Source organism: Xanthomonas sp. BRIP62409, assembly GCF_003992965.1.
Lineage (GTDB): Bacteria > Pseudomonadota > Gammaproteobacteria > Xanthomonadales > Xanthomonadaceae > Xanthomonas > Xanthomonas euroxanthea.
This window is the reverse complement of sequence record NZ_QEZJ01000015.1, coordinates 279,938-295,384: the sequence shown is the minus strand read 5'-3', so window position 1 is coordinate 295,384 and position 15,447 is coordinate 279,938. Positions and strand designations below refer to the sequence as shown.

General features: G+C 66.6%; 16 protein-coding genes. 12 read left to right on the top strand and 4 right to left on the bottom strand.

Annotated features, from left to right (window positions below; all coding sequences use genetic code 11):
• Positions 1-402: 402 nt before the first annotated feature.
• The gene (tyrS, locus tag EO170_RS05855; protein ID WP_119129762.1) at positions 403-1,614 is read right to left on the bottom strand and encodes a tyrosine--tRNA ligase; all 1,212 of its coding nucleotides are present in this window, start codon (positions 1,612-1,614) and stop codon (positions 403-405) included.
• A gap of 170 nt (positions 1,615-1,784) precedes the next feature.
• Here tyrS and EO170_RS05850 point away from each other — a divergent pair, with 170 nt between their 5' ends.
• Together EO170_RS05850 and EO170_RS05845 are read left to right on the top strand one after the other, a co-directional pair.
• Positions 1,785-3,203: a M23 family metallopeptidase gene (locus tag EO170_RS05850; protein WP_126943205.1), complete on the top strand. Its 1,419-nt coding sequence runs from the start codon at positions 1,785-1,787 to the stop codon at positions 3,201-3,203.
• Between the two features lie 278 nt (positions 3,204-3,481).
• The gene (locus tag EO170_RS05845; RefSeq protein ID WP_126943202.1) at positions 3,482-4,624 is read left to right on the top strand and encodes an anhydro-N-acetylmuramic acid kinase; all 1,143 of its coding nucleotides are present in this window, start codon (positions 3,482-3,484) and stop codon (positions 4,622-4,624) included.
• A 338-nt stretch (positions 4,625-4,962) separates the two neighbouring features.
• Here EO170_RS05845 and EO170_RS05840 read toward each other — a convergent pair whose 3' ends face one another.
• The 3 genes from EO170_RS05840 to EO170_RS05830 form a co-directional block, all read right to left on the bottom strand.
• Positions 4,963-5,190 carry a hypothetical protein gene (locus tag EO170_RS05840; protein ID WP_104584944.1) on the bottom strand — a complete coding sequence of 76 codons (228 nt, stop codon included), beginning with the start codon at positions 5,188-5,190 and terminating at the stop codon, positions 4,963-4,965.
• Between the two features lie 58 nt (positions 5,191-5,248).
• Positions 5,249-6,544: an MFS transporter gene (locus EO170_RS05835; RefSeq protein ID WP_164739889.1), complete on the bottom strand. Its 1,296-nt coding sequence runs from the start codon at positions 6,542-6,544 to the stop codon at positions 5,249-5,251.
• Between the two features lie 241 nt (positions 6,545-6,785).
• Complete coding sequence (locus EO170_RS05830; RefSeq protein ID WP_119131662.1) at positions 6,786-7,586, bottom strand: exodeoxyribonuclease III; 801 nt, start codon at positions 7,584-7,586, stop codon at positions 6,786-6,788.
• Between the two features lie 127 nt (positions 7,587-7,713).
• Between EO170_RS05830 and pyrE the strand changes: the two genes are divergently transcribed.
• The 10 genes from pyrE (at position 7,714) to EO170_RS05780 (ending at position 15,241) form a co-directional block, all read left to right on the top strand.
• Entirely contained in the window at positions 7,714-8,373 is a 660-nt protein-coding gene (pyrE, locus tag EO170_RS05825; protein ID WP_126943253.1) for an orotate phosphoribosyltransferase, read from the top strand.
• Between the two features lie 43 nt (positions 8,374-8,416).
• The gene (locus EO170_RS05820; protein ID WP_164740919.1) at positions 8,417-9,061 is read left to right on the top strand and encodes a hypothetical protein; all 645 of its coding nucleotides are present in this window, start codon (positions 8,417-8,419) and stop codon (positions 9,059-9,061) included.
• A gap of 114 nt (positions 9,062-9,175) precedes the next feature.
• A complete protein-coding gene (locus tag EO170_RS05815; protein ID WP_104584936.1) occupies positions 9,176-9,973 on the top strand; it encodes an AAA family ATPase in 798 nt (265 codons plus the stop codon).
• Positions 9,973-10,902 (top strand): ParB/RepB/Spo0J family partition protein, encoded by a 930-nt coding sequence (locus tag EO170_RS05810; protein ID WP_126943196.1) that lies wholly within the window; start codon positions 9,973-9,975, stop codon positions 10,900-10,902. Before EO170_RS05815 ends, EO170_RS05810 begins: the two co-directional genes overlap by 1 nt.
• Positions 10,903-10,936: 34 nt before the next feature.
• Positions 10,937-11,245 (top strand): helix-hairpin-helix domain-containing protein, encoded by a 309-nt coding sequence (locus EO170_RS05805; protein ID WP_115677974.1) that lies wholly within the window; start codon positions 10,937-10,939, stop codon positions 11,243-11,245.
• Positions 11,246-11,288: 43 nt separating this feature from the next.
• The gene (locus EO170_RS05800; RefSeq protein ID WP_126943193.1) at positions 11,289-12,014 is read left to right on the top strand and encodes a suppressor of fused domain protein; all 726 of its coding nucleotides are present in this window, start codon (positions 11,289-11,291) and stop codon (positions 12,012-12,014) included.
• Between the two features lie 46 nt (positions 12,015-12,060).
• Entirely contained in the window at positions 12,061-13,026 is a 966-nt protein-coding gene (locus tag EO170_RS05795; RefSeq protein ID WP_104584928.1) for an SDR family NAD(P)-dependent oxidoreductase, read from the top strand.
• Between the two features lie 335 nt (positions 13,027-13,361).
• The gene (locus tag EO170_RS05790) at positions 13,362-14,084 is read left to right on the top strand and encodes a glycosyltransferase family 2 protein (RefSeq protein ID WP_126943190.1); all 723 of its coding nucleotides are present in this window, start codon (positions 13,362-13,364) and stop codon (positions 14,082-14,084) included.
• Positions 14,084-14,425 (top strand): lipid-A-disaccharide synthase N-terminal domain-containing protein, encoded by a 342-nt coding sequence (locus tag EO170_RS05785; RefSeq protein WP_039816706.1) that lies wholly within the window; start codon positions 14,084-14,086, stop codon positions 14,423-14,425. The genes EO170_RS05790 and EO170_RS05785 overlap by 1 nt, the downstream gene beginning before the upstream one ends.
• Positions 14,426-14,707: 282 nt before the next feature.
• Complete coding sequence (locus EO170_RS05780; protein WP_126943188.1) at positions 14,708-15,241, top strand: hypothetical protein; 534 nt, start codon at positions 14,708-14,710, stop codon at positions 15,239-15,241.
• The last annotated feature ends 206 nt before the right edge of the window (positions 15,242-15,447 follow it).

Sequence of the window (15,447 nt, the reverse complement as noted above, 5' to 3'; positions counted from 1 at the left end):
AGGCTTTTCATCTTCGTCAACCCCTCGTGAAGAGGAAGTTGCCGCCGCTGCACCTCAATCTGCCGAAGCATCTTTCCGTGTAGCGAGCCGCCCATCATAGCCGGCTTTTTCGTTTCGTCAACACCTTAAATCAAGGCATTTTCGAACCCTTCCGCTCTGGTTCCGCATTTGCGGGGCCGTTGCGTCGGGGGAGGCGAACTATAGGCCCAACCGAGACGTTTGGGAAGGGGTTTGTGAAAAATTTTTCACGATCCCGCTGCCATCTGTAGCAGCACGTCCTTCGTTGTTGCTGCAGCAAGCCGCTGATCCTGCGTCATCCGTCTGATGCCTCTATATCTGATGCCTCTATATAGATGTCATCCCGGCGCCGACATCGCTGCCATGCAGCAACCTTCCGCCAGCTCAGGCGCTGACCAGCGCAACGCGGGCGAAATTACGCTTCCCCACCTGGATGACACCCTCGAAGCCCGGCCCAAACTGACGTGCCGGATCTTCGACCACTTCACCATCGATCTTGACCGCACGTTCCTTGAGCTTGCGCGTGGCCTCCGAATTGCTGGGCGTCAGGCCGGCGGCGGTGAGCAGACTTGCGATCCGCAGACCTTCGGCCGGCACGGCCACCTCCTGCAGCGGCAACAGGCTGGTGTCGCCCTGCCCCGTCACCACGGCGTGCCAGCCGGCGATGGCCTGCTCTGCAGTGGCGGCATCGTGGAAGCGCGCGGTGAGTTCGCGCGCCAGACGCAACTTGACCTCGCGCGGGTGCAGGTCACCGGAGGCGACCTGTTCTTTCAGGCGCGCGGCCTCGGCAACACCGATGTCAAAAGACAGCAGATCGATCCAGCGCCAGGTCAGTTCGTCGCCGATCTTCATGGTCTTGGTGACGATGTCGATGGCCGGCTCGTTGATGCCGATGTAGTTGCCCAGCGACTTGGACATCTTGGCCACCCCGTCCAGGCCTTCCAGCAGCGGCATGGTCAGCACGACCTGCGGGGCCTGGCCGTAGTGCTCCTGCAGGCCGCGACCCATCAGCAGGTTGAACTTCTGGTCGGTCCCGCCCAGTTCGACGTCCGCCTTCAAGGCGACCGAGTCGTAGCCCTGGACCAGCGGATACAGGAACTCGTGGATGGCGATCGGTTGCTGGCCGTTGAAGCGCTTGGCGAAATCGTCGCGCTCGAGCATGCGTGCCACGGTGTGCTGCGCGGACAGCTTGATCATGTCCGCCGCGCTCATCTGGCCGAACCACTCGGAGTTGAAGCGCACCTCGGTGCGTTCGCGGTCCAGGATCTTGAAGACCTGCTCCTCATAGGTGCGCGCGTTGGCCAGCACATCGTCGCGGCTCAGCGGCTTGCGGGTGACGTTCTTGCCGCTCGGGTCACCGATCATTCCGGTGAAGTCGCCGATCAGGAAGATCACCTGATGCCCGAGCTGCTGGAACTGCCGCATCTTGTTGAGCAGCACGGTGTGGCCCAGATGCAGATCCGGCGCGGTGGGATCGAACCCGGCCTTGACCCGCAACGGCACACCGGATTTCAGGCGCGCTTCGAGCTGATCGAGCTTGAGGATCTCTTCGGCGCCGCGGCCGATGAGTGCGAGGGATTCTTCGATAGTGGCCAACCACAGACTCCAGCGGCGTTTGCCGTCAAAAACGTGAACGATGTTAAACGCGGGTTAATTCCACGCCAAATGAAAATGTTGAACAGGCTCAATGGTTTGACGCGCTGTTACAGGCTGTCTATGGTACCGGCGATTGGGCTCGCACTTCGAGCCAGCGAGGAATTTGAACGATGCAGAACTCAGAGCAGGGCCGTGCACGCAAGCGGCGCTTTCACGAACGCCTCCACGTCCTCCACGACACTGCCCTGCATCGCAAGCTCAAGGCGCATCTTCCGGCGGCATTCAACGACCAATGGACGCGCCGGCACTGGATCCACGCCAGCCTGTTCGCGACCATCGGTGCGCTGGTGGCCACGATCGTGCCGGGCTTTTCCAATGCCATCGATGCGCCGCTGTCCAGCCATTCCACGCTGGCCCTGCCGTTGCCGCCGTTGGTGCCGGCCCGCAAGCAGCTGGCACCGAGCACCGATTGGGAAATCCTGCAGGTCAAATCGGGGCAGACGCTGAGCACCTTGTTCGGCGAATTGGGAATCCCGACGGCGGTGATGTACCAGGTGCTGGCGCATCCGGGCACCAAGGAGGCGCTGACCAAGCTGCGTCCGGGCGCCGAGATCGCCTTCGACATGCCGACGCCGGGCGAGCTGCGCGCATTGCGCTTCGACCGCGACGACAGCCACCGCGTGGAGCTGCGCCTGCTGGGCGACAGCGTGCGCGAGAACGTCACCGAGCGCGCCACGACCACGCGCACGGTGGTGGCAAGCGGCGAAATCAGCAGCTCGCTGTACGCCTCGGCCGGCAAGTCGGGGCTGTCGCCGGCGGCGGTGGCGATCATGACCGACGAGATCTTCAAGTACGACATCGACTTCGACAAGGATCTGCAGCCGGGCGATCGCTTCAGCGTGGTGATGGACGAGACCTGGCGCGAGGGCGAGCGCATCAACACCGGCGACATCCTGGCGGCGACCTTCACCACCGGCGGCAAAACCTACACCGGTTTCCGCTTCGAGCGTGCCGGCAAGCCGGCCGAGTATTTCGACATCAACGGCCGGCCATTGAAGAAGAGCTTCATCCGCATGCCGGTGGCCTATAGCCGCATCAGCTCGACCTTTGGCGCGCGCAAGCATCCGGTGCTGGGCACGATGCGCATGCACAAGGGCGTGGACTACGCGGCAGCATCGGGCACGCCGATCATGGCCGCTGGCGATGCACGGGTGGTGTTCGTCGGCACCCAGCGCGGCTACGGCAATGTGGTGATCCTGGACCACGGCAGGAACTTCAGCACGCTGTACGGGCACATGTCGCGCTTCGGCAAGATCAAGGCCGGCCAGCGCATCAACCAGGGCACGGTGATCGGCTATGTCGGCATGACCGGCCTGGCGACCGGCCCGCATCTGCATTACGAATTCCGCGTCGCCGGGCAGCAGCGCAACCCGATGTCGGTGACGATGCCGCCGCCGGAGCCGTTGCAGGGCGCCGAGCTGGCCGCCTTCCGCGCGCAGACGGCGCCGGCGCTGGCGCGTATCGAAGGCATGGAGAAGTTGATCTACGCCGATGCCGGCAAGCCCGCCAGGGGCAAGCCGCGCGGTTGAGTGGGCGCGGCTGGTTTCTCGGCCGCCGCGCTGGCAACCGCCGATCGCACGACTGCGCCTCCGTTCGGGGGCTCTGGCTCACGCGACGCCGCAGCCGGCATCGGGTTGCTGCCAGCACCAGGTGGACCCCATGGTGCCGACGCGACAGTCGGCACTACATTTAGGGTGCTTGGCTGGCGAGCGCATCGCCCCTGCTTCCACCGCAATGCGCGCAAGGCCGGTTGACTCTCCCATCCCGGCTGCACAAGCTGCACGACCACCGTGCAACTGGCCCTGGCATGTCTGCTCCGGAACATCTTGAATCCCCGCTCTATCTGGGCCTGATGTCGGGCACCAGCGCCGACGGCATCGATGCGGCGCTGGTGCGCTTTACCGACGAGGGCCATCGCCGCTGCGAACTGGTCGCAGGCACCACGGTGGCCTGGGAGCCACAGCTGCGCGAAACGCTGGTGACGTTGGGCCAGGGCGCCGAGGTTATCTCCATCGATGCGCTTGGACACCTGGACGCGCAGGTGGGGCTGGCGTTTGCGGCCGCGGCCAATCAGCTGATCCGCGACAGCGGCATTGCGCGTGGGCGCATTCGCGCGATCGGCTCGCACGGGCAGACCATTCGACATCGCCCCAAGGCCGATCCGGCCTTCACCTGGCAGATCGGCGATGCGAGCCGGATTGCCGAGCACACCGGCATCACCACAGTGGCCGATTTCCGCCGGCGCGATGTGGCTGCCGGCGGCCAGGGCGCACCGCTGATGCCGGCCTTCCATCTGGCCATGCTGGGCGCCGCCGACGAGGACCGTGCGGTGCTGAACCTGGGCGGCATCGGTAACCTGACCTTGATCCCACGCAGTGGCGCGGTGCTGGGCTTTGATACCGGCCCGGCCAATGCGTTGCTGGACAGCTGGTGCCAGCAGCATCGCGGCACGCCGTTCGATGCCGACGGTGCGTTTGCCGCCAGCGGGCGCGTCGATACGGCGCTGCTGCAGGCGCTCTTGGCCGACCCGTGGTTCGCACTGGCACCGCCCAAGAGCACCGGACGCGAGCAGTTCCATCTGGACTGGGCGATGCAGGCGATGCGGTCGCCGGGCAACGCAGCGCCGTCCGCGGCCGATATGCAGGCGACCCTGCTCGAACTCACCGCCGCCAGCGTCGCCGACGCGTTGCTGCGGCTGCAGCCCGATACCCGCCGGGTGCTGGTGTGCGGTGGTGGGGTGCGCAATCCGGTGTTGATGGCGCGCCTGGCGGCGCGACTGCCGGGCGTGGTGGTGGAATCCAGCGCGCGGCATGGGCTGGATCCTGATTATCTGGAGGCAATGGGGTTTGCGTGGTTGGCCGCGGAGTTGCTCGCAGGCCGCGCGGCCAATCTGCCGTCGGTGACCGGAGCGGCGGGGCCGCGGTTGCTGGGGGCGATCCATCCGGCGTGAGTGGCCTGGATCGGCGCGCGCTGGATGCCACTACCTCGCTTCCTGATGGTGCCCCGCCCCGAATTCTGCGACGCGACCAGCGCTCAATTGATGAGGGGTAGTGGTGACGTGTTCGGTGAAGCTAGCTTGCTGATGATGCCCGCCTCGTCTGCAACCGACTAGCACGCAATTGAGCAGAGGCTGGCGAGGACGTGCGCAGTTGAGCCGGCGAATGCACAGCAATCTCGGCTCTTCTCGGCAGCATGGAAGGGCTTCTGACCGAGCCATCCGCATTCGCATACCGTGCTCGCACCGAGTGAACTTGCGCACCGGGCAGCACCGCCTGGCCGTTTGCAGCGCTAGGGAGTATTCCCCGCCGGCAGCGCCTTGAGCGCGGCGATCGCCTCGGCCAGCACATCGACTTCCGGATGCTGCAGGCCGCCGCTGACGTCGTACTCGCTGGCGAACAGGCCCTGTTCGAGCAGATGCATCACCGTCTGGTGCTGGGTCCAGCCGCGTGCGACGGAGATGCGACGGATCCTGTCCACCAGCAATGGATCGATGTCACGCAGTACCAGATCGGTCATGCCCTTCCTCGTGCGATGCAGTGCCGCGTCGGCATCATCGGCAACCTTGGCGGACGTTTCAATCCGGGCGCCCGTCGCGGGCATCCAGCCGCGGCCACAGCCAGGCCAGCAGGGCCAGCGTGGGAACCACGGTGAGGGCGCTGAGGATGAAGAAGGTGCTGTAGGAGGTGGCCTCGACCAGGAATCCGGATACACCGCCGGCGAACTTGCCCGGCAAATTGGCCAGCGACACCAGCAAGGCGTACTGGGTGGCGGTGAAGTTGCGATTGGTCAGCGATGACATGAAGGCCACCAGCACGGTACCGGCGAACCCCTGGAACAGATTGTCGGCACTGAGTGCGGCATAGAACGCCCACAATTTGCCGGGGTTCTGCGCCATCAGCAAAAATGCCAGGTTGGACAGCGCCACGCCCAGGGCGGCGACCAGCAGCATGCGCCGGAAGCCGAACGCAGCCACCGCCGCACCGCCGGCAAACGCGCCGACGATGCCCATCCACACACCGAACAGCTTGGACACCGTGGCGATGTCGGCCTTGGTGTAGCCCGAATCCAGATAGAACGGCCCGGCCATCACGCCGATCACCTGGTCCGGGAACTTGAACAGGCCGACAAATGCCAGCAGGACGATACCCAGCGCCAGCCCGTTGCCGGAAAAGAAACTGGAAATGGGCTGCCAGAATGCGCCGGCCACGTCGATGCGGCGCACCACCGTGAGCTGCGGCCGGTCCGGCTCGCGGCATACCAGGGTGGTGATGATCGGCAGCAGCATCAGCGCCGACATGGCCAGGTACGCCGAGGTCCAGTTGAGGTATTCGGCCAGGTACAGCGCGCCGGCGCCACCGAGGATCAGGCCGATCCGGTAGCCCAGGGTGTAGGTCGCCGCCAGGGCGGCCTGCGCCGTGTCCGGGGCGATTTCGATGCGATAGGCATCCACCACCGAATCCTGCGTGGCGCCCCAGAACGAGGCGAACAGCACCCAGGCGACCAGGCCGGTGACACTCATGTCCGGGCGCGAAAACGCCAGTGCGAACAGGCCGGCGGTGACGCCGAGTTGCGAGACCAGCAGCCAGGAACGCCGGCGCCCCAACCACGCGGTGAGCGGAAACGCATAGCGGTCGAGCAGCGGCGCCCACAGGAACTTGAGCAGGTAGAAGAAGCTGGCCAGGCTGATCAGGCCGATGCTGCCCAGATCCAGCCCGACATCGCGCAGCCGGGTGGACAGGGTCTGCGAGGCGATCAGCAGGAACGGCAGGCCACTGCCGAAACCCAGCAGGGCCATGGTCGCCGCCGATGGGGTGGCGAAGGCCTGCCGGATGCCGCGCAGTCCTTTGTAGTTGGGGGCAGGCGTGGTCATGCGTATGGCCGCTGGGAATGGGGGCTGATCGATGCCGGGCAGGCAGTATCACTGGCCGTTGCGCGGAGCGACCTGCCGGAAACGCATGATTGGCTCCCGGAAGGATCCACGACCATCAGGCTGCGGCCAGGCACGGCCTGCACGCCCTCGACGTGCATCTCCACGACGCGGCCGGAAACACTACACGGTGAGGCTTGGCCAACCGTCCCGGTGCGCGTCACCGCCGGCTGCGCACCCTTCCTCACTCCGCGTAATCCACGACATACGGCGCGTGGTCGGAGAAGCGCTGCTCGCGGTAGATGGAGCAGGCCTTGACCTTGTCGCGCAGGCCGGGAGTGACCAGTTGGTAGTCGATGCGCCAACCGACGTTGTTGCTGCGCGCCGCACCGCGGTTGCTCCACCAGGTGTAGTCCTGGCCCTGGGGATGCAGCACGCGGTAGGTATCGACCCAGCCGCGGCCGCCGGCGGCATTGGCGTCTTCCAGCGCATCGGCGCACAGGCCGTTGAGCCAGTCGCGCTCGGGCGGCAGGCAGCCGGAATTCTTCTGGTTGGACTTCCAGTTCTTGATGTCCAGCGCCGAGCGCACGATGTTCCAGTCGCCGCACAGCACGTACTGCCGGCCGCTGGCCAGCCATTCATCCAGGATCGGCCGCAGCCATTCCATCACCTGGAACTTGTAGCCCTGGCGCAACTCGCCCGAGGAGCCGGACGGAATATAGAAGGACACCACGCTGAGGTTGCCAAAGCGCGCCTCGATGTAGCGGCCCTCTTCGTCGAACTCGGGCCAGCCCAGCGCGGTGCGCACTTCATCGGGTTCGTGCCTGCTGTAGATGGCCACGCCGCTGTAGCCCTTCTTGGTGCTGGCGTCGCGGAACCAGGCCTTATAGCCGGTGGGCAGGAATTTGGCACCGGCCAGCTGATGCTCCTGGGCCTTGGTCTCCTGCACGCACAGCACGTCGGCGTCCTGCTCGGCGAACCATTCGAAGAAACCCTTGGTGACGGCCGAGCGCAGGCCGTTGGCGTTGAAACTGATGATGCGCATGAATGAAGAGCCGGGATTCGGGAATGGGGATTGGAGATTCGTGAAAGCGTACCGCATCAGCGGATGCCGCAAGGCGCGACCGGCTATGCTTTCCAATCCCGAATCCCTACTCCCCAATCTCGTCACCATGACCGACCACCGCACCCGTTTCCTGCAGCTGGCCCTGGGCGCCGATGCCCTGCGCTTTGGCGAGTTCACGCTCAAGTCCGGGCGGATCAGTCCGTATTTCTTCAATGCCGGGCGCTTCGATTCGGGCGCCAAAACTGCGCAGCTGGCGCAGTGCTATGCCGATGCGATCGATGCGGCCGGGGTGGAGTTCGATCTGCTGTTCGGGCCGGCCTACAAGGGCATCCCGCTGGCGACCGCGCTGGCCTGCGCCTACGCCGGGCGCGGGCGCGACCTGCCGCTGGCGTTCAACCGCAAGGAAGCCAAGGACCATGGCGAGGGCGGCAGCCTGATCGGTGCGCCGCTTCAGGGGCGCAAGGTATTGATCGTCGACGACGTGATCACCGCCGGCACCGCGATCCGCGAGGCGCTGGGCATCATCCGTGGCGCCGGCGGCGTTCCGTCCGGGATCGTGGTGGCGCTGGACCGGCAGGAGATCGCCTCCGAGCAGGATCGCCGCTCGGCCGCGCAGGCGGTGGCGGCCGAGGCGGGCATCCCGGTGATCGCGGTGGCCAACCTGGGCGACCTGCTTGCTTTTGCGGCAGGAAACGCCGACCTTGTGGGCTTCCGGAAACCGCTGCTGGCCTATCGTGGCCGTTACGGCACCGACACCACAGGCTGACGGCAGGCGACAGGGGGCTGCGATGATGCCAAGACACACCCGTTTGGCGTTATTCGCCGCCGTTGCGGCGGCCGTGGCCGCCGCACCTGCCATCGCGCAGGACAAGCCGGCCGCGAAGACGTTGTATTGCTGGAACCAGAACGGCGCCCGGGTGTGCAGCGATACGCTGCCGCCGGAAGCGGTGAACCAGGCGCGCGACGAGTTCAACGCCAGGAGCGGCCTGCGCAGCGCCGAGGTGCAGCGCGCCATGAGCAGCGACGAGCGGGCCGCCGCCGCTGCCAGCGAGCAGCAACGCCAGGCCGATCTGGCCGCCGAGCAGATGCGCCAGCGCACCGACCAGGCGATGCTGATGTCCTACCAGAGCGAGGACGACCTGCGCCGGGTGTTCAACGACCGCATCGCCATCGTCGACAACAACATCCACACCGCGCGCTTCAATGTGACCAGCCTGCGCGAAGGGCTGGCCAGCATGCTGCGCAGCGCCGGCGACCGCGAACTGGCCGGCCAGGCGGTGGCCGACAAGCTGGCCGCCGACATCCAGCAACGCCATCGCGAGCTGCTGGCGCAGCTGCGTCTGCAGACCAGCTTCGAGCAGCAACGGGTGGCGCTGGACGGCGAGATCGCCGACATCCTGCAGCGCTATCGGGCGATGAAGGAACCGCCGGCCGCCACTGCGCCTGCCGGCTGACCGGCCCGCCGTCATTGCCACCCGTGCGGCGCAGTGCGGCAGGCGGCATTTCCCGATCCGACGCCCTGCCCGCATAATGGCCGGTCTTACTCCCTGCCCACGAGGCTCTCCCGCATGGCCCGGATCATCGCCATTGCCAACCAGAAAGGCGGCGTCGGCAAGACCACGACCGCGGTCAATCTGGCGGCCGGCCTGGCGCGCGCGCCCAAGCGTGTGTTGCTGGTGGATCTGGACTCGCAGGGCAACGCCACCATGGGCAGCGGCATCGACAAGCGCGATGTGGCCGCCTCGACGTGCGACCTGTTGCTGGGCGAAAACACCGCCGCCGAGATCCGGGTCACCGCGCCGGAAGGCTTCGACCTGCTGCCGGGCAACATCGACCTGACCGCTGCCGAGATCCAGCTGATGGATCAGGGCGAGCGCGAACAGCGGCTCAAGCGCGCACTGGCACCGATCCGCGACGAGTACGACTTCATCCTGATCGACTGCCCGCCGGCGTTGTCGCTGCTGACGCTCAATGCCTTGACCGCGGCCGACTCGATCATCGTGCCGATGCAGTGCGAGTACTACGCACTGGAAGGACTGACCGCGCTGCTGGAAACCATCGAGGCCTTGCGCGCCAACCTCAATCCGGCATTGGAAATCGAAGGCGTGCTGCGCACGATGTTCGACATCCGCAACAACCTGGCTAACGCGGTGTCGGCCGAGCTGACCGAGCATTTCGGCGACAAGGTGTTCCGCACCATCGTGCCGCGCAACGTGCGCCTGGCCGAGGCGCCCAGCCATGGCCAGAGCATCGTCGGTTACGACCGCACCTCGCGCGGTGGCGTGGCCTACCTGGGGCTGGCCAGCGAAATCCTGCGCCGCCAGAACGACCGCAACAAGGCCTACCGGCCCGTGGAGACCGTCTGATGAACAAGCCGATCCCCGCAAAGAAGCGCGGCCTGGGCCGTGGCCTGGAAGCGCTGTTGGGACCGAAGGGCGCGGCCGCCGCGGCGGCGCCGAGCGCGGCCAGCGAGGAAGCGTTGCAGCCGGGCGACAGCCTGCGCCAGTTGCCGGTCAGCCAGCTGCAGCCGGGCAAGTACCAGCCGCGCAAGGAGATGGACGAGGTCAAGCTGGCCGAACTGGCCGAGTCGATCAAGGCGCAGGGGGTGATCCAGCCGATCGTGGCGCGCGAGCTGGCGCCGGGGCAGTTCGAGATCGTGGCCGGCGAACGCCGCTGGCGCGCCTCGCAGCTGGCCGGGCTGAGCGAGGTGCCGGTGGTGGTGCGCGAGCTGGACGACCGCACCGTCATCGCGATGGCGCTGATCGAGAACATCCAGCGCGAAGACCTCAACCCGCTGGAAGAAGCGCAGGCGCTGCAGCGCTTGATCGACGAATTTTCGCTGACCCACGCCGAGGCCGCCGGCGCGGTGGGCCGCTCGCGTGCGTCGGTGTCCAACCTGCTGCGGCTGCTGGAATTGCCGGTGGCCATCCGCGTGCTGCTGGAAACCCGCCGTCTGGAAATGGGCCATGCGCGTGCGCTGCTCACCCTGGCGCCGGAGCTGGCCAGCAAGCTGGCGCAGGAAGCGGCCGACCAGGGTTGGTCGGTGCGTGAGGTCGAACACCGTGCGCAGCAGTTCGCCGCCGGCAAGGTGCCCGGCGCGTTGCGCAAGGGCAAGCCGGCCGCTACCGCGCCGCAGGCCGATATCGCCTCGCTGGAGACCGAACTGTCCGAATCGCTGGGCACCAAGGTGGTGTTCAACCACGGCCGCGGCGGCAAGGGCAAGCTGGTGATCCACTACACCGACCTGGACACGCTGGACGGCGTGCTCGAACGCCTGCGCGTGCAGCGCAGCTGAGTTCTCTGCGGACCCACCAGGAGCAGTCCCGGCAATGAATCCCGTCAAGGTCGATCGCAAGCACCTGCTGCATCTGACCGACCTGCCGAACGTGGGGCCGGCCTGCGAAAAGGATCTGCAGCGGATCGGCATCCGCGTTGCCGCGCAATTGCGCGGTCGCGATGCCTACGACATGTATGCGCAGCTGTGCCTGTGTACCGGCGTGCTGCACGACCCCTGCGTGATCGACGTGTTCCTGTCGATCACGCGCTTCATGCAGGGCGAGGCGCCGCAGCCGTGGTGGGCGTTCAGCGCCGAACGCAAGGCAACGCTGGCCAGCCAGGCACCGCTCCGGCTGGCGTGAGTGCGCGCACGCGGTCAGGCGCTGCCATCAACAGGAGCAACCCATGAGCACTGAACACGACCAGATCAGCCCGGGCGGCAGCACGATGATGCGGCACGCGCAGGAAAAGCAGTTCGCGCCCGCACACGGCGGTGACTGCATCGAGCGGATCAGCGCACATATCGAGCGGCATCTGGGACCGATCTCGGGCGTTCTGCACGAGATCATCTCCGATGCCGTGCATCTGGACGTGCATGTGGTGCCCGCCACCGAGGACGTTCCCTACCTGCGGCTGGTGACCTCGGGCATGAGCGACCTGCCGATGACCCTGCCCGAAGGGGTGGAAGCGCCGCAGTACATGGAGCTGATGCTGAGCCTGCCCGCCGATTGGCCGCTGGACCAGCGCGACTTCGAAGACCCGCGCCACTACTGGCCGATCCGCCTGCTCAAGACCCTGGCCCGCCTGCCGCACACGTTCGAGACCTGGCTGGGCTTCGGCCACACCATCCCCAATGGCCATCCGGCCGAACCCTACGCACCCGGCGTGCGCTTCGATGGCGCCATCGTGCTGCCGCCGGTGAGCACGCCCGAGGAATTTGCGCGCCTGGTCATCGATGCCGACAAGACCATCGTGTTCATGACGGTGGTGCCGCTGTACCCGGAGGAGATGGCGCTGAAACTGAAGGACGGCAGCGACGCGTTGCTGGATCGCTTCGATGCCAGGGGGATTGGGGACATCATTGCGCTTGATCGCGTCAACGTCGCCAAAAAGCGCTTCGGGCTGTTCTGAGCCCGCTTGCCGCTCGCCTGCCTTCGACATCTCCAGGACCATTGCAATGACCATTCTCGTCACCGGCGCCGCCGGTTTCATCGGGGCCTACACCTGCCGCGCGCTGGCTGCGCGCGGTGAGTCGGTGGTTGGCCTGGACAACTACAACAGCTATTACGACCCGCAGCTCAAGCGCGACCGGGTGGCGGCGTTGTGCCCGGGCATGGACATCCGCACGCTGGACCTGACCGACCGCGATGGCCTGGCCGCGTTGTTCGAGCAGGTCCGGCCCACGCGCGTGGTGCACCTGGCCGCGCAGGCCGGGGTGCGTTACTCGCTGGAAAACCCGTCCGCCTACGTCGACAGCAACCTGGTCGGCTTCGTCAACATGCTCGAGCTGTGCCGGCACCGCGGCGTGCAGCACCTGGTGTATGCGTCGAGCAGTTCGGTCTACGGCGATTCGGCCACCCCGCCGTTTTCCGAGGACCAGCGCGTGGACCAGCCGCGCTCGCTGTATGCGGCGACCAAGGCCGCCAACGAGCTGATGGGCTATACCTATGCGCAGCTGTACGGCCTGCGCGCGACCGGGCTGCGGTTTTTCACCGTGTACGGGCCATGGGGCCGGCCGGACATGGCGCCGTTGATCTTCAGCCGCGCGGTGCTGGCGGGGCGGCCGATCGAGGTGTTCAACCACGGCAGGATGCAGCGCGATTTCACCTTCGTCGACGACATCGTGGCCGGCGTGCTGGGCGCGCTGGACACGCCCAGCAGCGAGCCGGTGCCGCACCGGGTGTTCAACCTGGGCAACCACACCCCGGTGGAACTGGAATACTTCATTGACGTGATCGCCCAGGCCGCCGGCCGGCCGGCCGAGAAGGTCTACCGGCCGATGCAGCCGGGCGACATGATCCGCACCATGGCCGATACGCAGCGCGCGCAGGCCGCCTTCGGCTTCGAGCCGGCCACTCCGGTCGAGCGCGGCTTGCCACAGGTGGTGGAGTGGTGCCGCCATTATTTCGGCGAGCGCGCCTAGCCGGCACCTGCCACCGCGGCGCAGCCGCAATGATGGTGGTAGCGGTCAGCGGCCAGGCGATAGCACATCGCCGCGAGTCCGCCCTTAGCGAGGCGCGCATCTGCAGGACGGCGCGCCGGACGTTGAGCTTTCGCGCCCCACCCTGCACCATCCAGGCGCGGCGCGCAGCGCCTTGCCGACCACGCAGCCGGCGCTTTGGGGCATGCATACACGCTACAGTCCGCTTTGCGCGCGCTCCACCGCACACAACGCGCGCGTGCTTCATGCCTGACTCAGACAGTCAGGGCACAATGCGCGATCTTTTCGCTCAGCCTTCATCTGGCCACCACGAATCCATGAGCCACCCTCAGATTTCCGTTGTCGTCCCGGTGTTCAACGAGCGCGATAACGTCGCCGCGCTGGTCGGTGAGATCGTCGCCGCCTTGCGCGGGTTGGTGGCGTTCGAGATCGTCTATGTCGACGACCACTCGCGCGATGACACGCTGGCGGTGCTGCAAGGCCTGAAGACCACCACGCCGGAGCTGCGCGTGCTGCATCACGTGACCCAGAGCGGCCAGAGCACGGCGGTGCGCAATGGCGTCAAGGCCGCCCGTGCGAGCTGGATCGCCACGCTCGATGGCGACGGCCAGAACGATCCGGCCGACATTCCCAAGCTGCTGACCGCGCGCGCCAGCGCCGATGCGCAGGTGAAGCTGTTCGCCGGCTGGCGGGTCAACCGCCAGGATTCGGGGTCCAAGCGCTGGGCCAGCAAGTGGGCCAACGCGATCCGCTCGCGCATGCTGCACGACAACACGCCCGATACCGGCTGCGGCATCAAGCTGTTCGAGCGCGAGGCGTTCCTGGACCTGCCCTACTTCGATCATATGCACCGCTATCTGCCGGCATTGATGCAGCGCGCCGGCTGGCGCACGGTGAGCGTGCCGGTGCACCACCGCCATCGCACCGCCGGCGTGTCCAAGTACAACAATCTCAATCGCGCGCTGGTCGGCATCCGCGACCTGCGCGGCGTGGCCTGGCTGATCACCCGCAGCAGGCGCACCGTGGTGCAGGAGCGCTGATGGAACTGCATTGGCTGGACCAGCCACTGACCTGGCTGTACTGGACCGGGCTGCATGTCACCGGCTGGAAGCTGATCGGCTATGTGGGCGCACTGATGTTCGGCGGCCGCTGGCTGGTGCAGTTTGTCGCTTCCAAGCGCGCCGGCAAGCCGGTGATCCCGCGCATGTTCTGGTACATGAGCGTGGTCGGCAGCCTGATGACGCTGAGCTACTTCGTGTTCTCGGCCAAGCAGGATTCGGTGGGCGTGCTGCAGAACCTGTTCCCGGCATTCACCGCGTTCTACAGCCTGTATCTGGATGTGAAGCATCGCGGGTGGAAGCGCGACCGGGCGGTGCATTGAGCGGGGAATCGGGAATCGGGATTGGGGAATCGCGGTTCGCGGGTGCTGTGACCGGTTGCTGGTGATTGGTGCGCCAGGTCTCCAGGCTTTTGAGGTGGTGCCGGTGGCGCAACTGAGCTGGTGCAGCAGGCTGCATCGGCTCTGCCTTGCGGTGGGTAACGCCAGGCGTGCGATATCCGACAGTCAATGGGTTTCTTCGTACACCGCGATGCGCTGGTGACCGACCGGAGATGAGGCGCGTCGCCGATGCCGCGCCTGTTTGCTCATCGGCATGCTGTGCGCATGTCCAGTGCGCTTCTCCATCGTTCCTTGTCCGAGTCGGCGCCGATTGCGGCGCACTGGCATTTGCGGCTGCATACGCATCAGCAGGTGCCGTTGTTTGCCGACTGGCGCTGCGCGCGGGCCGCGGCGGCGAGCCTGGCGGCGGCCGGTCACTGGCAGGGCGCGCAGTTGCTGTGCTGGGTGCTGCTGCCCGATTGCTGGTGTGCGCTGCTGCAGGCACCGGGCAAGGCTGCGCTGCTGCACATGGCTGCCGTTGCGCGGCAGGTCGCCGCCGGGGCGGTCAATCGCGCACGTGGCCGCGGCGGGACGGTGTGGCAGCCGCAGATGCAGGCGTCGGCGCTTGCCCCGCATGACGACCATCGACAGCTCGCGCGCGCGCTGGTGGCGTTGCCGTTGCGCGCAGGGCTGGCCGCGCAGATCGGCGGGTATCCGTACTGGGATGCGGTCTGGCTGCTGCACGACCACGCTGCGCACGGCGCCGGGATTGCAGTGCCGGTTGATGGTCCACGCATGCCGGGCCCGGGAGACAGGTGACCGTGATCGCGCGCGTCCGTCCGGCGCGGGCCAGACAGACTGTTGCGCGTCTTCGCGGTCAGCATTGCGGGATCTGTGCGAGCGACGTCCGCCCGATCAACGTTGACGTCGAGCGCCGTCTGTTCGGGCGACGTCTGACGTCGGTCGCCTACGTCGGTCAAGGCGGGCTGCGCGCTGCGGTGATCGCCGACATCTGCCAGCGCCGA